This is a genomic window from Amycolatopsis ponsaeliensis (genome assembly GCF_030182635.1).
GTDB classification, from domain to species: domain Bacteria; phylum Actinomycetota; class Actinomycetes; order Mycobacteriales; family Pseudonocardiaceae; genus Amycolatopsis; species Amycolatopsis ponsaeliensis.
Genome location: NZ_JAPZLD010000018.1, coordinates 138,658 through 157,555, shown reverse-complemented (window position 1 = coordinate 157,555; position 18,898 = coordinate 138,658). Strand labels below are relative to the sequence as shown.

The 18,898-nt window shown below is 71.9% G+C and carries 21 protein-coding genes; 15 read left to right on the top strand and 6 right to left on the bottom strand.

Features of this window, described 5'->3' with window-relative positions:
* The first annotated feature begins 237 nt into the window (after positions 1 to 237).
* Complete coding sequence (locus QQ657_RS26435) at positions 238 to 1,953, top strand: glycosyl hydrolase family 18 protein (protein ID WP_284744947.1); 1,716 nt, start codon at positions 238 to 240, stop codon at positions 1,951 to 1,953.
* Positions 1,954 to 2,054: 101 nt separating this feature from the next.
* Positions 2,055 to 2,588: a carboxymuconolactone decarboxylase family protein gene (locus QQ657_RS26430; RefSeq protein WP_284744946.1), complete on the top strand. Its 534-nt coding sequence runs from the start codon at positions 2,055 to 2,057 to the stop codon at positions 2,586 to 2,588.
* Here QQ657_RS26430 and QQ657_RS26425 read toward each other — a convergent pair.
* From QQ657_RS26425 to QQ657_RS26405, 5 genes are all read right to left on the bottom strand, one after another.
* Complete coding sequence (locus tag QQ657_RS26425; protein WP_284744999.1) at positions 2,585 to 3,523, bottom strand: quinone oxidoreductase family protein; 939 nt, start codon at positions 3,521 to 3,523, stop codon at positions 2,585 to 2,587. The genes QQ657_RS26430 and QQ657_RS26425 overlap by 4 nt on opposite strands.
* A 20-nt stretch (positions 3,524 to 3,543) precedes the next feature.
* A complete protein-coding gene (locus QQ657_RS26420) occupies positions 3,544 to 4,404 on the bottom strand; it encodes a dioxygenase family protein (RefSeq protein ID WP_284744945.1) in 861 nt (286 codons plus the stop codon).
* Positions 4,405 to 4,415: 11 nt separating this feature from the next.
* On the bottom strand, positions 4,416 to 5,207 hold the full coding sequence (locus tag QQ657_RS26415) for a citryl-CoA lyase (RefSeq protein WP_284744944.1): 792 nt from the start codon (positions 5,205 to 5,207) through the stop codon (positions 4,416 to 4,418).
* Positions 5,200 to 6,360 (bottom strand): CaiB/BaiF CoA transferase family protein, encoded by a 1,161-nt coding sequence (locus tag QQ657_RS26410; RefSeq protein ID WP_284744943.1) that lies wholly within the window; start codon positions 6,358 to 6,360, stop codon positions 5,200 to 5,202. Before QQ657_RS26410 ends, QQ657_RS26415 begins: the two co-directional genes overlap by 8 nt.
* 68 nt (positions 6,361 to 6,428) lie before the next feature.
* Complete coding sequence (locus QQ657_RS26405) at positions 6,429 to 7,238, bottom strand: IclR family transcriptional regulator domain-containing protein (protein WP_284744942.1); 810 nt, start codon at positions 7,236 to 7,238, stop codon at positions 6,429 to 6,431.
* A gap of 141 nt (positions 7,239 to 7,379) precedes the next feature.
* On the opposite strand from QQ657_RS26405, the gene QQ657_RS26400 reads away from it, so the two are divergent.
* From QQ657_RS26400 to QQ657_RS26385, 4 genes are all read left to right on the top strand, one after another.
* Positions 7,380 to 8,795 carry an amidohydrolase family protein gene (locus QQ657_RS26400; protein WP_284744941.1) on the top strand — a complete coding sequence of 472 codons (1,416 nt, stop codon included), beginning with the start codon at positions 7,380 to 7,382 and terminating at the stop codon, positions 8,793 to 8,795.
* A 494-nt stretch (positions 8,796 to 9,289) separates the two neighbouring features.
* Entirely contained in the window at positions 9,290 to 10,033 is a 744-nt protein-coding gene (locus QQ657_RS26395; RefSeq protein ID WP_284744940.1) for a hypothetical protein, read from the top strand.
* A 17-nt stretch (positions 10,034 to 10,050) separates the two neighbouring features.
* Positions 10,051 to 10,551, top strand: a complete 501-nt coding sequence (locus tag QQ657_RS26390) for a hypothetical protein (protein WP_284744939.1) — start codon at positions 10,051 to 10,053, stop codon at positions 10,549 to 10,551.
* Positions 10,552 to 10,660: 109 nt separating this feature from the next.
* Complete coding sequence (locus QQ657_RS26385; protein ID WP_284744938.1) at positions 10,661 to 11,776, top strand: epoxide hydrolase family protein; 1,116 nt, start codon at positions 10,661 to 10,663, stop codon at positions 11,774 to 11,776.
* Here QQ657_RS26385 and QQ657_RS26380 read toward each other — a convergent pair.
* Entirely contained in the window at positions 11,764 to 12,585 is an 822-nt protein-coding gene (locus QQ657_RS26380) for a hypothetical protein (RefSeq protein WP_284744937.1), read from the bottom strand. The two genes, QQ657_RS26385 and QQ657_RS26380, sit on opposite strands and share 13 nt — an antisense overlap.
* Positions 12,586 to 12,721: 136 nt before the next feature.
* Between QQ657_RS26380 and QQ657_RS26375 the strand changes: the two genes are divergently transcribed.
* The 9 genes from QQ657_RS26375 to QQ657_RS26335 all read left to right on the top strand — a co-directional run bounded on the left by QQ657_RS26375 (position 12,722) and on the right by QQ657_RS26335 (position 18,890).
* Positions 12,722 to 13,363 (top strand): TetR/AcrR family transcriptional regulator, encoded by a 642-nt coding sequence (locus QQ657_RS26375; protein WP_284744936.1) that lies wholly within the window; start codon positions 12,722 to 12,724, stop codon positions 13,361 to 13,363.
* A gap of 75 nt (positions 13,364 to 13,438) precedes the next feature.
* The gene (locus QQ657_RS26370; protein ID WP_284744935.1) at positions 13,439 to 14,149 is read left to right on the top strand and encodes a hypothetical protein; all 711 of its coding nucleotides are present in this window, start codon (positions 13,439 to 13,441) and stop codon (positions 14,147 to 14,149) included.
* 109 nt (positions 14,150 to 14,258) lie between these two features.
* On the top strand, positions 14,259 to 15,476 hold the full coding sequence (locus tag QQ657_RS26365; RefSeq protein WP_284744934.1) for a cytochrome P450: 1,218 nt from the start codon (positions 14,259 to 14,261) through the stop codon (positions 15,474 to 15,476).
* Between the two features lie 88 nt (positions 15,477 to 15,564).
* Positions 15,565 to 16,392, top strand: coding sequence for a hypothetical protein (locus tag QQ657_RS26360; RefSeq protein ID WP_284744933.1), 828 nt, complete (start codon positions 15,565 to 15,567; stop codon positions 16,390 to 16,392).
* Between the two features lie 9 nt (positions 16,393 to 16,401).
* Complete coding sequence (locus QQ657_RS26355; RefSeq protein ID WP_284744932.1) at positions 16,402 to 16,545, top strand: hypothetical protein; 144 nt, start codon at positions 16,402 to 16,404, stop codon at positions 16,543 to 16,545.
* A gap of 11 nt (positions 16,546 to 16,556) precedes the next feature.
* Positions 16,557 to 17,687, top strand: coding sequence for a hypothetical protein (locus tag QQ657_RS26350; RefSeq protein ID WP_284744931.1), 1,131 nt, complete (start codon positions 16,557 to 16,559; stop codon positions 17,685 to 17,687).
* A 13-nt stretch (positions 17,688 to 17,700) separates the two neighbouring features.
* Positions 17,701 to 18,093, top strand: a complete 393-nt coding sequence (locus tag QQ657_RS26345) for a hypothetical protein (protein WP_284744930.1) — start codon at positions 17,701 to 17,703, stop codon at positions 18,091 to 18,093.
* Positions 18,094 to 18,097: 4 nt separating this feature from the next.
* Complete coding sequence (locus QQ657_RS26340) at positions 18,098 to 18,364, top strand: hypothetical protein (RefSeq protein ID WP_284744929.1); 267 nt, start codon at positions 18,098 to 18,100, stop codon at positions 18,362 to 18,364.
* A 22-nt stretch (positions 18,365 to 18,386) separates the two neighbouring features.
* Positions 18,387 to 18,890: a hypothetical protein gene (locus QQ657_RS26335; protein ID WP_284744928.1), complete on the top strand. Its 504-nt coding sequence runs from the start codon at positions 18,387 to 18,389 to the stop codon at positions 18,888 to 18,890.
* Positions 18,891 to 18,898 lie beyond the last annotated feature (8 nt).

Sequence of the window (18,898 nt, the reverse complement as noted above, 5' to 3'; positions counted from 1 at the left end):
ACCGGCAGATCGCAGGAGTTCGCACGTTTTTGTATCCGATTGTTGCTCACAGGCGGTCATCGGCCGTCGATTGGGGAGCGAGCAACGTGTGCGGCCATCCGGCCGGTTTAATGGTCTAGACCTTGACGCCGATATTGGTCTGATCCAATCCTGAAGACGTTCTCGCCGTGTTACGCCGCGGCACGGCTCCCCGCCGGCACTGGAGCGCAGATGCGTCGACGCAGACCTTTCTCCCGAATGTCCGTTTTGCTTGCCCTGGCAGCGATCTCGACCGGCTCGCTGGTCACCGGCGCCGGGACCGCCCAAGCCGCGCCGCCGCTGCCCGCGCACGTCTTCGCGCCGTACTTCGAAGCCTGGACCGGCGAAAGCCCCGCCGCGCTGGCCCAGCAGTCGGGCGCCAAGCACCTCACGATGGCCTTCATCCAGGCCGCCACCAAGGGTTCCTGCACCGTCTACTGGAACGGCGACACCGGGATGCCGATCTCGACCGGCGTCTTCGGTTCCGACATCGGCACCATCCGCTCCCGCGGTGGCGACGTCATCCCGTCCTTCGGCGGCTACACCGCCGACAACACGGGCACCGAGATCGCCGACAGCTGCTCCTCTGTGGACTCGATCGCCGCCGCTTACGAGTCGGTGATCACCACTTACGACGTCCCCCGGCTCGACATGGACATCGAGGACAACTCGCTCACCAACTCCGCCGGGATCGACCGCCGCAACAAGGCCATCAAGAAGGTCCAGGACTGGGCCGCGGCGTCCGGGCGGTCGCTGCAGATCTCCTACACCCTGCCCACGACCACCCGCGGCCTCGCCGACAGCGGCCTGGCCGTGCTGCGCAACGCCGTCAGCAACGGCACCCGCGTCGACGTGGTCAACATGATGACCTTCGACTACTACGACAACGCCGCCCACGAGATGGCCACCGACACCCAGACCTCGGCCACCGGGCTGGTCTCCCAGCTCGGCGCGCTGTACCCGGGCAAGACGCAGGCGCAGCTGTGGGCGATGGTCGGGATCACCGAGATGATCGGCGTCGACGACTTCGGCCCGGCCGAGACGTTCACGACCGCCGACGCGGCCACCGTCTACAACTGGGCGGTCTCGAAGGGCATCAACGAGCTGTCGTTCTGGGCCCTGCAACGCGACAACGGCAGCTGCCCCGGCGGCGCCGCCGCGGACAACTGCTCCGGCATCGCCCAGGACACGTGGTTCTTCAGCCACGCCTTCGCACCGTTCACCGGCGGCACGACCGTGCCCGGCAACGACTTCTCCCTCGCCGCGAACCCGGCCTCGGCCGCGGTGAACCCGGGCGCCTCGACCTCGGCGACGATCAGCACCGCCGTGACGTCCGGCTCCGCCCAGCCGGTGACGCTCTCGGTCACCGGCGCCCCGGCCGGCGTCACCGCGTCGGTCAGCCCGGGCTCGGTGACCGCGGGCGGCAGCGCGACCCTCTCGGTCGCCACGACCGCCGCCGCGGTCCCCGGCGTGTACCCGCTCACCGTGACCGGCGCCGGGACCTCCGGCAGCCACAGCGCCACCTTCACCCTCACGGTCAACGGCACCGTCCCGGCCGGCTCGGTCGTCAACGGCGGGTTCGAGACCGGCGCGCTGAGCCCGTGGAGCGCCGCGGGTGACGCGATCGTCGCCACCCCGGCCCACTCCGGGACCCACGCGCTGCAGGTGGTGCCCACCTCCTCGGCCACCGGGGAAGCGGCGCAGAACGTCACGCTCGCACCGAACCACGCCTACACGCTCAAGGCGTGGGTGCAGGGCAGCTACGCCTACGTCGGGGTCCGGGGCGGCGCGAACGCCAGCACGTGGACCTCGAGCAGCGGCTGGACGCAGCTGTCGGTGCCGTTCACGACCGGCGCGTCCGGCGCGGTGACGGTGTACGTCCACGGCTGGTACGGCCAAAGTGCCCTCTACGCCGACGACTTCACCATCAGCTGATCCTTTCGGCGGCGGCCCGGTTGGGCAACACGGAGGTTGGCCGGGCCGCCGCCACCCGAAAGACTCCTCGGGGGAAGATCTCCGCCCACGAGGAGGACCGGATGCCGCACATCCCGCTCGACCCGCAGCTGCCCGGGATCTCGGCGCTGTTCGCCTACCGGCCGGAGACCGCGGTGCCGCTCGGGCAGCTGGGCCAGGTCCTGCTGCGCGGCCCCAGCACCCTCACCGTCGGAGAGCGCGAGCTGATCGCCACCCTCGTCTCGCAGGGCAACGAATGCCGCTTCTGCACCGGCAGCCACGCCGCCGTGGCGGCCCAGACCATCGAAGGCGGCCGGGCCGTCGTCGACGCCGCGTGCGACGGGATCGACGACGCCCCCGTGTCGGCGAAGCTCAAGGCGCTGCTGCGGATCGCCCTCGCCGTGCGGGAGACGGGCCGCGCGGTCACCGAAGAGCTGGTCGCCGCCGCCCGCGCGGAGGGGGCGACCGACACCGAGCTGCACGACACGGTCCTGATCGCGGCGGCCTTCTGCATGTTCAACCGGTACGTCGACGGCCTGGCCACCGTCGTGCCGGAGGATCCGGCCGTCTTCGACCTGATCGGCAAGCGGCTGGTCGAGAACGGCTACGGCCGCTAGGGCACCAGCACGACCCGGCCCGGGCGGGTCCACGCGTCACCCGCGTCGCGCAGCGGGACGCGTTCGTAGTCGACGGTGAGCGCCCCGGCGATCGCGTGCTCCACCACCGCGAGGAGTGCTTCGCGGCGGCGGCCGGCGTCGAGCTCGTTGTTCGTGTAGCCGTGGATGTGCAGTGACTTGCTGCGCAGCACGGCCGAGGACACCGGGCTCTCGTCGCCGGCCGCGCCGCCGAGGTTCACCAGCCGCCCGCCCGGGCGCAGGGCGCGCAGTGCCGCCGCGGCCGGGATCCCGGACACCGGGTCGATCACCAGGTCCACCGGGCCTTCGCCGAGCCGGCGCGCCAGGCTTTCGACGTCGTCGTCCGCCTCCAGCCGCACGACGGTGTCCGCGCCGAGCCGCCGGGCCCGCTCCAGCGCGGCGTCCGAGCGCGCGCACGCGACGACGTGCCCGGCTCCGGCCACGCGGGCCAGCTGCACCGCCGACTGGCCGACCACACCGCCGGCGCCGAGCACGAGCACGGTCTCGCCCGGGACGAGGTTTCCCTTCCAGGTCAAGCACATCCACGCCGCCACCGCCGACAGCCCGAGCGCCGCCACGAGGGCGTGGTCCGCGCCGGGCGGCAGGACCACCAGGTCGCCCGGCGCGGCGACGGCGTGCTCGGCCATGCTGCCGTCCCCGGGCCGCATGCCCGCGGTCGTGGCGAACCAGACCGGGGTCCCGGCCGGCTCGGTCGGCGTCGGGCGCGTCAGCACCCCCACCCCCTGAACCCCCGGCACGTACGGCGTCTCAGGCACGCCGAAGTAGGACGTGCCGGACGCGCACAGCAGGTCGAGCGGGGTGATCGGCGCGGCGGTCACGCTCACCGCCACCTCGCCGGTCCCGGGTTCGGGCACCGGCCGGTCGGCCACCACCGGGGGACCACCGGCCACCCGCATCTCCGCCGCGCGCACCGGCGTCAGACGGGCTGGAGGACGAAGTCGTAGCGCGCCTCGAGCCACGGCTCGGCGGACTCGCCGCCGTCGGGTGTCGGGCCCGGGTCGCGGGGCACGAAGGTGACGACCAGCTCCTGCTTGGTGCCGAACACGACGTCGCTGTCGAGGTACTCGGCGCCCTCCTGGAACAGGTGCGTGATCAGCGGCTCGTAGCCGGCCGCGTTGATCAGGAAGTGCACGTGGGCCGGGCGGAAGTGGCTGATGTCGGTGCCGCGGATGAGCTCGCCGACCGGGCCGTCCATCGGGATCGAGTAGCCCTTCGGCGCGATGGTGCGCAGGCAGTAGGTCCCGTCGGCGCGCGCGGTGTACTTCGCGCGCAGCCGGGCTTCGTCGATGTCCGGGATCTGCGACTCGTACGCGCCTTCTTCGTCGGCCTGCCAGACGTCGAGGACCGCGCCGGCGACGGGGGAGCCGTCGAGGCCGGTGACGGTGCCGGTGACGTAGAGCGGCGTGCCGGGCAGGCCGTCGGACATGTCGCCGCCGAACTCCTGCTCCGGCGAGCCGTCGATGTGGAACGGGCCGAGCACGGTGGCCGGGGTCGCCTTGGCGTCGAAGGCGTGGTTCATCTGCACCACCAGCATGCTCAGGCCGAGCACGTCGGAGGCGAGGATGAACTCTTCGCGCTTCTCGTTGCTGATCTGCCCGGTTTCGGTGAGCCACCGCATGGCGGCCATCCACTCGGTCTCGCTCAGCCGCACTTCTCGGGCGAAGGCGTGCAGGTGCCGGACGAGGGCGGCCATGACCTGCGCCGTGCGCGGGTCGTGTGCGCCCGACCAGCGCTGCGCGGCGAGCTCGGTGATGTTGTCCTCGGTGACGAGCTGCATCGGCGTTCCTCTCAGCGTTGCGGGTCCGGGGGGACCGGCCGGTTGTTCAGGTCGACCGACAGGAAGATGTCGTTCGCGACCGGGTGGCGCAGCTCTTCGGCGAGCTGGCCGATCAGCCCGGCGGTCCGGGCCAGCAGCGCGAACCCGCGCAGCAGCTCCAGAGGCAGTCCGAGATCGGCCAGCGCGGCACCGCAGACGCCGGCACCGTTGAGCGGCAGCGTCTTGCCGAGCACCTGCGGGTGCACGCGGCCGATGGCGGCGAACAGCTCCAGGTGCGGGCCGCGCAGGCCTTCCTCGTCGGCGATCTCGAACAGCCGCCGCGTCCGCGGGTCGCCGTCCTTGTGCACGTGGTGCCCGAGCCCGGGGATGAACTTCTTTTCCGCACGGCGGTTTTCGACGGTTTTCAGGGCGAGCGCGTCCCAGCCCGCCTCGTCGGACGGCCGTTCGGCGGTCGCGAGGACGTCGTGCAGGAACCGGCCGCAGTCCTCGGTGACGCCGAGGAAGCGCGACCCGCCGCCGAGCAGGCCGGCGGCGAGCGCGCCCTGGACCGAGTCGGGGGCGGACAGGTAGGTCAGCCGGGTGACGATCGCGGTCGGGGTGAAACCGTGGTCGGCCAGCGCCGCCAGCACCGCCTCGAAGACCCGGGTTTCCCCTTTGGACGGACGTCGTTGCGTCGCCAGCCAGAAGGCCAGCTCGCCGAAGCCGACGGTGCCCATGACGTCTTCGGCGAGGTCCTGGCCGAGGAGGGTGATCTTGTCCTTCGTGGACGATCCGAGCGCGGTCTCGTAGACGGGGTCAGTCATCCGTGGTCTCCGTGAGCCAGGCGCGCAGCTCGGCGCCGTGTTCGTCGAGCTCCGGCGGCGGCAGCCGGTAGGCGGCCGGGGTCGCGGAGAAGCGGATCGGGTGCCGGGTCGTCGGGACGGCGCGGTCGCCGTCGCCGACCTCGACGATCGGGTCGAGGCCGAAGCGTTCGGCCATCGCGAACCCGCCGTCGATGGTGTTGATCGGTCCACAGGGGACGCCGACCTTCGTCAGCGCGTCGAACCACTCCACCGCACCGCGTTCCTTGAGCCGTTCGACCAGGATCGGGCGGAGCTCTTCGCGGTTCTTCGTGCGGTCGGCGTTGCGGGCGAACCGCGGGTCGTCCGGGACGTCGGGCAGGCCGAGGACCTCACACAGCCGGCGGAACTGCCCGTCGTTGGCCGCGGCGACGATCAGGTCGTGGTCGGCGGTGGGCAGCGGCTCGTAGGGGAAGACGCTGGGGTGGGCGTTGCCCATCCGGTACGGCACCACCCCGCCCGCGGCGTAGGCCGAACTGTGGTTGACCAGCCCGGTCAGCGCCGAGGACAGCAGGTTGACCTCGACGTGCTGGCCTTCGCCGGTCGCGTCGCGGTGGCGCAGCGCGGCGAGGATGCCGATCACCGCGTGGTTGCCCGCCATCACGTCGAACACCGAGATCCCGGCCCGGTACGGCGGTCCGTCCGGGTCGCCGGTCAGGCTCATCAGCCCCGAGATCGCCTGCACCATCAGGTCGTAGCCGGGCACGTGCCGGCCTTCGCCCGAGCCGAAACCGCTGATGGAGGCGTAGACGCTGCCGGGGTTGGCCGCTCTGACGGAGTCGTAGTCCAGGCCGTACTTGGCCAGGCCGCCGGGCTTGAAGTTCTCGATCACCACGTCCGCGCGGGCCGCCAGCTCGCGGGCGACGGCGGCGTCGGCCTCTTCGCGCAGGTCGAGCGCGATCGACCGTTTCCCCCGGTTCACCCCGAGGTAGTAGGTCGAGACGTCGCCGCGCACCGGCGGCATCCACGTGCGCGTCTCGTCGCCCTGCGGCCCTTCGACCTTGACGACCTCGGCGCCCATGTCGGCGAGCAGCATCGTGGCGTAGGGCCCGGCGAGCACCCGGGAGAAGTCCGCGACCAGCAGCCCGGACAACGGGCCGGCTGCGCTGTGTCCCACCCGGATCCTCACTTCCTGTCCGTCTGACGGACTCTTGTCCGCAGTCTGCTACCGAGGTGCGGTGGCGGTCAAGACACCGCGGGCACGGTCACGTGCGGGACGTCGTGCAGCCGCGCGAAGTCGGCGCTGATCTGCCCGGCGGTCTGCAGCAGCAGCGGCAGGTGGTGCTCCAGCAGCCGCTCCACCGGCGTCTCTGCGGCGTGGCAGTTGACGTTGACGCCGGCGATCACCCGGCCCGAGCCGTCCCGCAGCGGCGCGGCCACCGAGCGGATCCCCAGCGCGAGCTGCTCGTCGGTGAGCGCCCACCCGCGGGCGCGGACCTCGCGCAGCTCGGCGTCGCGCTCGGCCCGGTCCGGCTGCCAGCGCGGGACGAGCCCGGAGCGGGTCGGCTGGGCCAGCACCGCGTCCAGCTCATCGGGGGCCAGTGCGGCGAGCTGCACCTTGCCCAGCGACGTCGGCAACGCGGGGAAGCGGGTGCCGATCTGGACGGTGAGCCCGACGATCTTCGGCACCGCGACCCGGGCGACGTAGACGATGTCGGAACCGTCGAGCTGGGCGATCGAGCACGACTCGTTCGTCCGCGCGACCAGGCGTTCCAGGTGCGGCCGGGCGATGTCCCACAGGCCCATCGAGTGGACGTAGGCGACGCCGAGGTCGAGCACACGCGGGGTCAGGGCGTAGCCGCGCCCGCCGGCACGGACGTAGCCCAGCTCCTCCAGGGTGAGCAGGATCCGGCGCGCGGTCGGGCGGGCCAGGCCGGCGGCCGTCGCCACCTCGGCCAGGGTCATCTCCGCCTGGTGCGGCCCGAACGCCGTGATCACCTCGAGCCCGCGCGCCAGCGCTTCGATGAAGTCGGGACCCGTTCCCTCGCGTGGCATGCACGACCTCCCTCTGCAGTCCTGCCCCGCAGCGTAGCGGCGGGGATCGACGGGGATTGACACCGGCGCGGCGCTGGGCAAAGGTGACTTCGCCCGTTGAGTGTCCGTAGAGCGGACGAGTGTACGCAGTCGGAGGCAGCGATGTCCGGATCGATCGTCCTGCGAGGTGGCACGGTGCTGACCCTCGACGACGCCCACCGGGTGCTGCCCGGCGAAGACGTCCTGGTCACCGGCGGCGAGATCGCCGCGATCGGGCCCGCGCTCGAAGTCTCGGCGGGCACGACCGAGATCGACGCCGCGGGCGGCATCGTCATGCCGGGAATGATCGACACCCACCGGCACCTGTGGCAGACGGCGATGCGCGGGTACGGCGCCGACTGGACGCTGACGCAGTACTTCGTCTGGTACTACCTCGAATGGGGCAAGGTGTTCCGCCCCGAGGACATCCACGCGGGCAACCTGCTCGGCGCGTGGGAAGCGCTCGAAGCCGGCGTCACGACCACAGTGGACTGGTCGCACGGCCTGCAGACCACCCAGCACGCCGACGCGGCGGCCGACGCGCTCGAAGCCGTGCCCGGCCGGTTCGTGCTGGCCTACGGCAACATCCAGGACGCCCCGGCGACGTGGACGGCCACCCCCGAGTTCCGCGACTTCGTCTCCCGGCGCACCGGCGGCGACCTGGGCTTCCAGCTCGCGTTCGACGTCACGGGCGACCCGGCGTTCCCGGAGAAGCCGGCGTTCGAGGTGGCGCGCGAGCTCGGCGTGCCGGTGACGACGCACGCGGGCGTCTGGGGCGCGACCGGCGACGACAGCATCCGGCTGATGCACGACAACGGGTTCATGACCCCGGAGACGATCTACGTGCACAGCGCGTCCCTGTCGGCGGACTCCTACCACCGGATCGCGGCGACCGGCGGGTCGGCGTCGGTCTCGACGGAAAGCGAGCAGAGCGCGGGCCAGGGCTACCCGTCCACCTGGGCACTGCGGCAGTACGGGATCCCGGTGTCGCTGTCGATGGACACCTCGGTGTGGTGGAGCGGCGACCTGTTCTCGGCGATGCGCACGACCCTGGGCGCGGACCGCTCCCGCGAGCACCTGGAGGCCCACGCGAAGGGCGAGACGGTGACGCACGCGGCGTTGCGGGCGGAGCAGGTGGTGGAGTGGGCCACCCGCGGCGGCGCGGCCGCACTGGGACGGTCGGACATCGGCAGTCTCGAGGTGGGCAAGAAGGCGGACGTGGTGCTGCTGAAGAACGAGCACTCACCGGTGTCGTTCCCGCTGCTGAACCCGTACGGCCACGTGGCGTTCCAGGCCCAGCGCGGCGACGTCCACACGGTCCTGGTCAACGGCCGCATCGTGAAGCGCGACGGCCGCCTGGTGGACGTGGACCTCCCGGCGGTGCGCCGCGAGGTCGAGTCGACGGTCGAGTACCTGCGCGGGCAACTGGGCGAGGAGGCGTGGGCGAAGGGGATGAACCCGGACGTCCCGGAGGCGAAGATCCTCGACAACCCGTACACGTACACGACCTACCAGAGCGACACCACCCACGGCGGCTGAAGGTCACCCACAGAGACCGCGGGAGCCACGCTCCGCACCCGGATCGCTGGGCCGTTCCACGGATTGCCGATCGCACCCGTGTGACCACCGGTGACAGCGCCGGTCCGCACGGCTCACGGTGGAAAGCGTGGGAAGTGCGGGTCTGGCCGAAATCGCCGGGCGGCTGCTCATCCAGTGCCGGCCGCGCGAGGCGCTCGTCGCCGCGGAGATCGCGCAAGCGTGGGGCGCCGGCCTGGTGCTCACCGGCGGAGACCTCGAGCGAACCGTCCGAGCCTTGCGCGACCGCGGATTCACCGGTCCGCTCCTGTGCGACGCCGACCGGTACTCGGGGAGCAGGGGGCGTCGGTGCCGGCCGGGGGACGCACCCGGCGTGGCTCGGCCGGCAGGCCGCGCTCGGGCTCCTGCCCCTCACCGATTCCGGGTACGTCGGCCTTTACGACATCCGGGGACTGCGCACGATTCTCCGCGCCGCCGCGCATTCTCGATCCCCGGTGGTGGCCGTACTGCCCCTGGCCGCCCGCTGGTTCGCCACGAACGCCGCGTGCGGGGCCCTGATCCGCGAGATCAACGCGCAGGGCGTTCCGGTCGCGATCACGATCGAGCACCGCGACGACCCGTTCGGGATCCAGTACCTGGTCCGGCGGTTCCTCCGCCTGCTGGCCGCCGTCACGGTGCCGGTGATCCTCCTGAGGTCGGACATCGCCGCCGTGGGCGCGCTGTGCCACGGGGCGCACGCGAGCGCGGTCGGCACGACCAGCGCGCTGCGGCACACCTATCCCCACTTGCGGCGCGGCGGCGCGCCGCGCCCCGGGGTCTCGGCGTTCGTGACCCCGCTGCTGGCCTACCACCGCCTGGAGACGCTCGGCCAGGTCTTCGCGAAAACTCCCGACCTGGCACAGCTGTGGCCGTGCGACTGCCCGGTCTGCGACGGGCGGACCCCGGCGGGTCTCGGCTCGGCCGGCGACGTCTCCCGCCACTCGGTGCACGAACTCCTTGCGGTGCACGCCGACCTCAAGCGGGCCCGTACCCGTGCGGCGATGATCAGCGCGTGGCACGAGCACTGCAGCCACGCGCTCGGGGTGCACGAGCAGATCGCCGAGGAGGTGCGGGGGTGGCGGGCACCGGCCGGGGTGCGCGGCTGGGTCAAGGTCACCGACGACCCCCTTGCCGTCCGCGACGGCATCCCCGCGCAGGAGCCGAGGGTCTCGCCGGCGCAGGTGGTGGCGCGCGAACCGTGACCCGGTACCGTGCGGCCGTGGTCCAGGTCTTCATCCAGCCCGCCTACGGCACCGCCGACGCCCGCCGGTACGGGGCGGAATCCCTCGAGAAAACCGCGGACTTCCGCGCGTACGCCGACCTCCTCGACCCGGCCGACCTCGCCCGCCTGACCGCCCTGCACGCGAACGGCCGGGCGCGGTTCTGGGGCGCGAAGGACAAGTACGACCGCCGGATGGACACCGTGAGCACCGGCGACGTCGTCCTGTTCACCGGCCGCAAGCACGTCCAAGCCACCGCCGAAGTGGGGCACGGCTTCCGCAACCCCGCCTTCGCACGGCGCCTGTGGAACCCGGACCCGGGCAAGTGCCTCTTCAGCAACGTCTACAGCCTGCGGCGCTACCGGCCCCTCGGGCTGCCGTACGAAGCACTCTGGGCGTTGCCCGGCTTCACCACCGGAGACCACTTCATGGGCCTGCGCTTCCTGGACGACGCGAAGTCGGCCGCGGTCGTGGCGTTGCTCAGTTCGACCTCGGCGTGAGAGCGGTGTCCGGGCCGCGAGACCTGGCGGCGGTCCGGTTCAGCCACCGGCGCGCGGCGGAAACCGGCGCCGGAACCCGGGTCGCCTGCTGACTCAGTAGGGTCGGGCCATGGAGAGTTTCGCCCCGCAGACCGCTCCGGCGGTCCTCGAAGACCTCCGCACCCGGCTGCGCGCCACCCGCTGGCCGGACGCGCCCGAGGACGCCGGGTGGTCGGCCGGTACCGATGTCGGCTACCTGCGTGAGCTCGTCGCGTACTGGGCGGACGGGTTCGACTGGCCCGCCCGGGAAGCCGAGCTGAACGCCATCCCGCGGTTCAAGATCTCGGTGGGCGGCCACGACATCCACTACGCACACGCCCGCGCGGCCGGGCCGGCGTTGCCGCTGGTGCTCACCCACGGCTGGCCGGACTCGTTCTGGCGCTACACCAAGGTGATCCCGCTGCTGACCGACCCCGGCGCGCACGGCGGCGACCCGGCCGACGCCTTCGACGTGATCGTCCCGGACGTGCCCGGCTTCGGGTACTCCTCGCGCCCCGGCACGCCGCTGGACTCCATCGCCGTCGCCGGGCTGTGGGCCGAGCTGATGACGGAGCTGGGCTACCCGCGCTTCGGCGCGGCGGGCGGGGACATCGGCAGCCACGTGAGCCGCTACCTGGCGCTCGACCACCCCGACCGGGTGGTGGCGGTCCACCGCACGGACGCGGGCCTCCCGATCTTCACGGGCGACCCGGCGGACCTGACGCCGGAAGAGCGCGACTGGATGGCCGAGGTGACGACCTGGGGCGCAGCCGAAGGCGCGTACGCGGCGATGCACCGCACCAAGCCCCAGACCGCGGCGGCCGCCCTGAACGACTCGCCCGCCGGCCTGGCGGCCTGGATCGTCGAGAAGATGCAGTCCTGGAGCGACGGCTTCCGCTTCACCCAGGACGAGATCCTCACCAACGTCACGATCTACTGGCTGACCCAGACGATCGGCTCGTCGATGCGGATGTACCGGGCGAACGCGGCCATCCCGCCGGCCCAGCTGGCCCGCCGCGTCGAGGTGCCCTCGGGGTTCGCGCTCTTCGCGGGCGACGTCGTCCTGCCGCCGAGGGCGTGGCTCGACCGGATGGCGAACACGGTCCGCGTCACCGAGCCGGAGCGGGGCGGGCACTTCGCGGCGTTCGAGGAGCCGGAGCGCTACGCCCAGGAGCTGAGGGACTTCTTCCGCCCCTACCGTTCGTAGCGGCCGTCGATCGAGATGTGCGGCCGACCCCACCGCGCCCGGGCGACGCGGGCGAGGGGCATCAGGGTCTTCGCCATTTCCGGGACGATCGCCATGTGGCGCGCCCAGCCGCGGTCGGTCAGCTTGATCCCGGTGGGGGTCCCGCGGAAGGTCCTCGGCCGGCCGTCGGCGGGACTCTCGTTTCCGCCGCAGGCGAAGGTCTTGACCTCGCCGGTCCCCAGCAGCCTCGCGGCCTCTTCGACGGAGATCCACCGGCGGTCGACCGACGACGGGCCTTCGCCGGTCTCGTCCTCGTAGCCGACTTTGCGGCCTGAGGCGAGGACTTCGGCCACGAACGCGAGGTAGTCGCGAGGGTGGGCGCGACGTGTCCGCAGCGCGGGCTCCTTGGCCGCGGCGAGTTTGAGGTCCACCTCCAGGACGCCGTCGTGCCGCGAGAGGGAGTGCACCAGCCCGGCCCGGATCAGGCCGAGCACCTCCTTGCGGGAGAGGATCCGGGTGCGGGCGCGGGATTGCCGCCGGAACAGCCACCTGTGTTTGAGAACGAAGGACGCGACGAACGCGGCCCCGGCGAGCAGGACGGCCGTGCTCGCGATCAGGACGACGCCGGCGTCGGTCAGCAGGATGAGCAGCAGGCCGCTGAAGCCGCCGACGAACGTCGTCCCCATGGCGAATATCGCCAACAGGGTCGTGAGAAATGCCGGGCCCACGGTGGTCATGACGCGAGCTCGGATCAGGTACACCACCAAGCTCACCGCCAGCGCCACGACGTTCAGTACGGCGATTCCCCACAGGACCCACAACACCGGCATAGCGCCTCCCGGACTCGGTCGGCCCAGGATGCGCCGCAATCGGACACGGCGTCAAGACGCAATGTCTGGACACTGTGTCCGGACTTGGCGTCCGGCTAGGATGCGGGTGATCAGGATCGCCGATGTGGAGTAACCGATGCCCTCAGTCACCCGGCCCGCCGCCGGCAAGCGCCAGGACCGCCGGGAAGAGCTGGAGCGCCGCCTGTTCGCGGCCACCGAAGAGCTGGTCGGCGCGGGCGCGAGCTTCACCGAGCTGAGCGTCGAGCGCCTCGCCGCGGCGGCCGGCATCTCCCGCTCGACGTTCTACGTCCACTTCGAAGACAAGGGCGACCTGGTCCGGCGGCTCGCCACCACCGTGCTGAGCGAGCTGCGCGACGTGGCCGGCGCCTGGTGGGAGACGGCGGAGCACGCCGGCCGAGCGGGGCTGACCACGGCCATCACGGCGATCGTGGCCGTCTACCGCCACCGGGCGGCGGCGTTCACGATCATCACCGAGACGGCGGCCTACGACCCGTCGGTCGCCGACGAGCTGCGCGTGCTGATGCAGTCGATCATCGACGCCACCCGGCAGGCGATCGAACGCGGCCAGGCCGCCGAGGTGATGCGGCAGGTCCACCCGGCCGAGACGGCGGCGGTCCTCACGTGGATGGTCGAGCGGGCGGGCTACCAGCTGGTGCGCGGAGCCGACCCGGCGCGGGACGCGACCGTCATCGAAGTCCTCACCGACATCATCTGGGCCACGCTCTACACCGATCCACCGGCGAAGCCCCGGACCTGACAGATACCGGTCAGTCTCCGGCCACCCGCCCCCGGCCGCGGTGATCGCCTCGATGATGCTGTCGAGGGGGATCGCATGGGGCGCTGGATCACGAAGGATGGCAAGCGGATCTACATCCGCGACAAGGGGACGGGCGTGATCGTCGCTGCGGTCGCCGCCGCCGCGATCGCCGGGGGCGCGGGCGGGGCCAGCGCCTTCGGCGGTGCGACGGGCGGGGCGGCCCCGGAGGCACTGGCCGGGAACACCGCCGGCGACGTCGTCGACTCGCTGCCGGGCCGCTCGCTCACGACGCGCCGCGCCGAAGCGCGGGAATCGGCCAAGCGCGGGAAGCCGCAGGAGGCGTGGAGCCGGCTGAAGGTCAAGGAGCTCAAGCGCGCGGTCCGGCGGCTGGAGCGCGAGGGCGACTGCGTCGCGGCGGCGTCGGGCAAGGTGCGGGACTTCCTGGCCGGGACGCCGTGCACGGCGCTGGACCGGATGCTGCTGGCGGTCGGGGACGGGCACGGCAACGCCGCGGTGATCTCGGTGGTACGGGTCGGTTTCCGGTCGACGAATCAGGCGAAGGCGTTCGAGCGGGTCGAGGCGGTGCAGGGCAGCGGCGACGTGCGGCCGCTGGAGATCGCGGCCGTCCTCGGGATCACCGGGGTGCGGATGACCGGGCTGCACTACGAGTCCCGCCCGGACGGTCACGGCATGGTCGTCGCCGAGGCCGACACCGCCACCGGGCACGTCGACCGCGCCACCTTGGACGCGCTCGCCGACGTCGCGGCCTTCCTGCCGATCCGGTGACCGGTCCACGGGTCCTGCCATCCGGGTGAAGTCGCGGCCCGGGACCTGCCCCGGCGCGGGAGCCGGGGAGAAGACTGCGGGCACCGGTTCGCCACCTGAGGGGAGCACCATGTCCGCCGACGATGCCCTGCTGTCCCTGTCCACGCCCGCCGGCCTCGCCGATCCCTACCCGGTTTACGCGAAGCTGCGCGAAGAAACGCCTATCTTCCGCAGCGAGGCTTTCGATGGCTGGGTGCTCAGCAGGTTCGCCGACTGCCAGCAGGTGCTCGCCGACGGCGAGACCTTCCTCGTGCTGGACGCGCAGTGGCGCGACCGGCACCGGCCGGGCTGGCGGGACAACCCGGCCATGGTGCTGCTGGCCGACCTCCTGCCGTGGAAGAACCCGCCGGAACACACGCGCGAGCGCCGCCTGCTCATGCGGGACTTCACCGTCCGGCGCGTCCAGGGGCTGGAGCCCGCGGTCCGCCGGGCCGTCGACCGGGTGCTGGACCGCTTCGCCGACGCCACCGCGGACGGGACCGCGGCGGACTTCGTCGGCACGGTGCTCTACCCGCTCGGGATGGCGGTGATCGGCGACCTGGTCGGCGTGCCCGACTCCGACCACGACCGGCTCCGCCGCGTCACCGACCTGATCGGCAAGCAGGTCGATCCGGCGATGTCGGCGGACCTGCGTGCCGAGGTCGACGCGGCCGCCGTCGAGTTCCGCGCCTATTTCGCCGACCTGATCGCACTTCGGCAGACGGAACCGCGCGACGACCTCACGTCCGCGCTGCTGGCCCGGCCCACCCCCGACGCGGAGCTGATGTCCGCCGAGGACGCGCTCAACTCGCTGCTCGTGTTGTTCGGCGGAGGCTACGAGACCACCGCGGGCGCGCTGGGTCTCGGGATCCACGCGCTGGTGACCCGGCCGGCGCAGTTCGCCCTGCTCGCCGGTGATCCCGGGCTCGCGGCCGGGGCGGCGGAGGAGATGCTGCGGTGGGACGGGGCCGCCCAGATGAGCCAGCGCGCGGCCGTCCGGCCGGCGGTGCTCGACGGAGTGGAAATCGCGGCCGGGGACCTGGTGGTGGTGCTCATGGGAGCGGCGAACCGGGACCCGGCGCGCTTCGCCGATCCGGACCGGTTCGACATCACCCGCAGCGCCGGCCGGGGGCTTTTCTTCGGGCACGGCCTGCACCTGTGCCTCGGCGCGGCACTGGCCCGGCTGGAGATGACCGTGCTGCTCGAACAGCTAGGTAAGCGCTTCCCGACGTTGCGGATCGCGGGCGAGGTGCAGCGACGCCCGAACCCGGCCTTGCGCGGAATGGCAGCCCTGCCACTCACCCGGTGACGCCTGTCGGCCGACTGTCGACGGATTGTCGACGAGCCCTGCAAGGGTGACGCGGTCGGCGAAAAACCGGGGTGGCAGGGCGGGTGGGATGGCTTCGTTCAGGGATCGGGTGCTGCTCGAACTGAGCGACGCGACCAGGCTCGCCGCGGCGCTGCTCCCACCCACCGACACCGCCGGAGCCAGGATCCGGACGATGCTCGGTGCGAGCTACGACCTGTCCGCGGCCCGGATCGACCAGGTGCGCGGGGTCACGGCGGAGTCGGTCGAGCTGGAGCACCCGCTGTTCCCGGTGCGCCGCCGGACCGGGGGCTGGTCGCAGACCGTCCCCACCTTCAGCCGCACCGACCTGACCCTGGACGTGCCCGCGCCGGCGAACCCGGTCTGGGTCGACCTGCTCGCCCACCTGACGGTGACCGTGGCCGCCGAAGTCGATCCCGGTGGTGCCGAAGCGGTGCTGGCCAAGGGTTTCGACACGTTCCGCACGCTCGACGAGTTCCGCGCGCGGTTCGCCTTCATCGACCTGGACGAGTTCATGGCCCGCCACCACATCACCACGGTGGAGGAACTGCGAGAGGCCTTCGACTACGTCGTGACCGAGATCCGGCTCCGCGAACCGGGGCCGTTCGACCCGGCCGATCCGGCCAGCACGCACACCCTGCCGGTCACCCTGGCGGCGGTGGTGGCGGACCCGTTCAGCCTGGCCGACGGGCTGCGCGCGGCACGCCTGGTCCAGGACGCCGCGAAGGACCTGACCGGTCCGACCCCGGCGGCCATCCCGGCCGAACCCATCGCCGCGTACGCGACGGCGGTGGTCCTGTCCGCCGCCGCGCTCGGCGCCGCCGGGCTCGAAGCCACTGATGTGGAACAGGTCTACGCCGCCCAAGGCGTAGCCAGCCTGGTCCTGACCACTGAGTGAGGAACCCCGATGCCGACGAAACCGGACCGCGAGCGGCGCGAAGATGCCGAGCCGCCCCCCACCGCTCCCGCCGAGGAACGCCCGGAAGCCGCGGAGCTCGACCCCGAGGCGCTCGAGCTCCTGCGCGCCCGGCTCGTTCGCAAATACCACTGAAGGAGGGGTCGATGACCGTCCGGTATATCAGCGTGAAAGCGCAGGTCAATTTGTTCGCACCGGCCGTGCGTGCGTTCGGTGACGTCGCGATCGTGGGCCGGTTCACGCTGCCGACGACCAATCCACCGCCCGACCCGCTCGTGGCCGGGGTGCCGGTCGCGTTCACCGACCCGAACGAAGCACGCCGCCGCGCACCCGGCGAGCTGGGTGAGGCGATCGCGCTCGCGTTCGGCCAGACACCGGGGCCGACGCTGGTGTACGGGGTCGCGGTGAACTCCGCGACACCCGACTTCGCCGCCGCGCTGCGGGCCGTCGCCGGGCTGAACGTCCAGCTCGTGATGCTCGCCAACACCCCGGTCACCGCGGCCGCGACCACCACGGGCGGCCCGCTGGCGCTGCTGGTCGACCACGTCGTGTCGGTGTCCAACACCGGTGGCGACGGCCAGGAGCGGATGGGGGTGGCCATGCTGACCAAGGGCTCGACCACCGTCGCCGATGTCCCGAAAGCGCTCGCGAACGAGCGCATGGTCTACATCGCGCACCAGAGCGACCAGGACGTGGCCGCCGCGGTCACCGGGGTCATCGCCGGCTACGAGCCGCATGTTTCCCTGCTGCTCAAACCGGTCCGGGTCAACAACGTCTCCTTCACCGCCGCCCAGATCGAGCTGATCAACGGCCCGGAGAACCTCGACGCCGGCGGCCCGGCCGGGCGGGGCGTCAACTGGCTCACTTCCCCGTCGCTGATCCCCGGGCAGGGCGTGTTCCTGGGTGAGGGCTACACCGGTGACCCGGCGGGCAAGAAGTTCATCGACATCGTCCGCACGGTCGACGACGTGTCCTTCCGGCTGAAGGCGCAGCTGATCAAGAGCGTCGGCAACCTGCGGATCAGCCGGTCCGGCCTGCGCGGGCTGGTGGCGCAGCTGGAAGCGGTGCTCGGTCCGCTGGTGAGCGCCGAGGTCCTCGACGATTTCGAGCTGATCGTCCCGCTGCTCGTCCTGCTGGACAAGGATCCGGCGACGCTGACCGCGGACGAGCTGAACCGGATCCACACCGCCAATGTGCAGCGCTTGGTCCAGGTGCTGGCCGCCGTGCGCTACGCCGGCGCCATGCACCGGATCTCCATCGTCATGAATTTCGAATAGGAGAGGTTAGCCGATGGCCGACTGGAACACGCGGCTCGAAGTCCGGCTCGGGGACGCCACGATCACTCCGATCTCGACGTTCACGCCGACCTTCAACGTGCCGCACACCGTGCTGCACAGCATCGAGGCCGACAATGTCGGCTTCGTGCGCCAGCCCTTCACCTTCACCTTCACGATGGGCGTGCCCGCCGTGGCCGCCGCGGTCGCGGACCTGACGAAGCTCGCCGTCGACGGCACCGAGTTCCAGATCGTGGTGGCCGAGAAGAAGGGCACGGACTGGGCCTTCAACGCGATGAAGTTCGCGCGGTGCGTCGCCACGTCGGCGAACCCGAGCAACGTCGTCGTCGACGGAGTGCCCCAGGCGAGCTTCACCTGCATGTCGCTCTCCGTCGGCATCGAGGCGTAGCGCCGTGGACGACGAGTTCGAGGTGCCCGGCTTCGCCGCGGGCGGGCGGGTGGACCGCACCGGGATCGCCCTCGTGCACGAGGGCGAGTACATCGTGCCGCAGCCGGGCAGCGAAGCGCTGATCTCACCGGGACCGGGGCACGACGCGGTCGTCAACTACTACTTCCCGGTCCGGGTCGAGGTGGTCGGGACGTTGCCGGACGAAGAGGTCCGCAGGGTCGCCGAGTACGTCTTCGGCGAGCTGGACCGGGAACTGGCGACGCGGCTGTAGCCGCTTCGGGGGGAGGAATGTGATGGCGACGAACGTGCCTGTGCTCGTCGGGCCGGTCCAGCTGCGGTACGTGCAGAGCATGACCGTCACCGAGGGGTACCGGATCGAGCGCATCATGGGCAGCCGGTTCTCGCAGGCCACCCAGCCGACGAACAAGACGATCGTGATCGAGGCGGTGCTGCTCGGTCCGCAGCGGCTGACGCAGAAGAAGGAGCTGGAGGCGCTGGCCCTGGTCTCGCGGCTGCTCGTCGCCGCGGTGGCGCCGGCGCTCGCCGCGTCGGGGATCCCGGTCGTCTCCGGTCTCACGATCAGCCTGGACATGCAGATCACCGATCTGCGCTTCACGCAGAGCGTGGCCAAGCGCGAGGCGCTCGACGTGTCGATCACCTTGCAGCAGGTGCCTCGCTCGAGCCTGAGCGCGGTGCTCGGCGAGGTGGCCGATCTCAGGCTGGCCGCCGCCACCGCCGCCGTGCCGTCCGGGCCGGCGGCCAACCCGATCGCCCGCTCACTGGGCTCCTTCATCTGACGGGAAAG

Coding starts and splice junctions, on each gene's coding strand:
- QQ657_RS26405 (WP_284744942.1), bottom strand. CDS start 7,238: ATGCCACGCGAGGGAACGGGTCCCGACTTCATCGAAGCGCTGGCGCGC.
- QQ657_RS26435 (WP_284744947.1), top strand. CDS start 238: ATGTCCGTTTTGCTTGCCCTGGCAGCGATCTCGACCGGCTCGCTGGTC.
- QQ657_RS26400 (WP_284744941.1), top strand. CDS start 7,380: ATGTCCGGATCGATCGTCCTGCGAGGTGGCACGGTGCTGACCCTCGAC.
- QQ657_RS26375 (WP_284744936.1), top strand. CDS start 12,722: ATGCCCTCAGTCACCCGGCCCGCCGCCGGCAAGCGCCAGGACCGCCGG.
- QQ657_RS26430 (WP_284744946.1), top strand. CDS start 2,055: ATGCCGCACATCCCGCTCGACCCGCAGCTGCCCGGGATCTCGGCGCTG.
- QQ657_RS26385 (WP_284744938.1), top strand. CDS start 10,661: ATGGAGAGTTTCGCCCCGCAGACCGCTCCGGCGGTCCTCGAAGACCTC.
- QQ657_RS26370 (WP_284744935.1), top strand. CDS start 13,439: ATGGGGCGCTGGATCACGAAGGATGGCAAGCGGATCTACATCCGCGAC.
- QQ657_RS26345 (WP_284744930.1), top strand. CDS start 17,701: ATGGCCGACTGGAACACGCGGCTCGAAGTCCGGCTCGGGGACGCCACG.
- QQ657_RS26365 (WP_284744934.1), top strand. CDS start 14,259: ATGTCCGCCGACGATGCCCTGCTGTCCCTGTCCACGCCCGCCGGCCTC.
- QQ657_RS26415 (WP_284744944.1), bottom strand. CDS start 5,207: ATGACTGACCCCGTCTACGAGACCGCGCTCGGATCGTCCACGAAGGAC.
- QQ657_RS26355 (WP_284744932.1), top strand. CDS start 16,402: ATGCCGACGAAACCGGACCGCGAGCGGCGCGAAGATGCCGAGCCGCCC.
- QQ657_RS26350 (WP_284744931.1), top strand. CDS start 16,557: ATGACCGTCCGGTATATCAGCGTGAAAGCGCAGGTCAATTTGTTCGCA.
- QQ657_RS26360 (WP_284744933.1), top strand. CDS start 15,565: ATGGCTTCGTTCAGGGATCGGGTGCTGCTCGAACTGAGCGACGCGACC.
- QQ657_RS26335 (WP_284744928.1), top strand. CDS start 18,387: ATGGCGACGAACGTGCCTGTGCTCGTCGGGCCGGTCCAGCTGCGGTAC.
- QQ657_RS26425 (WP_284744999.1), bottom strand. CDS start 3,523: ATGCGGGTGGCCGGTGGTCCCCCGGTGGTGGCCGACCGGCCGGTGCCC.
- QQ657_RS26380 (WP_284744937.1), bottom strand. CDS start 12,585: ATGCCGGTGTTGTGGGTCCTGTGGGGAATCGCCGTACTGAACGTCGTG.
- QQ657_RS26420 (WP_284744945.1), bottom strand. CDS start 4,404: ATGCAGCTCGTCACCGAGGACAACATCACCGAGCTCGCCGCGCAGCGC.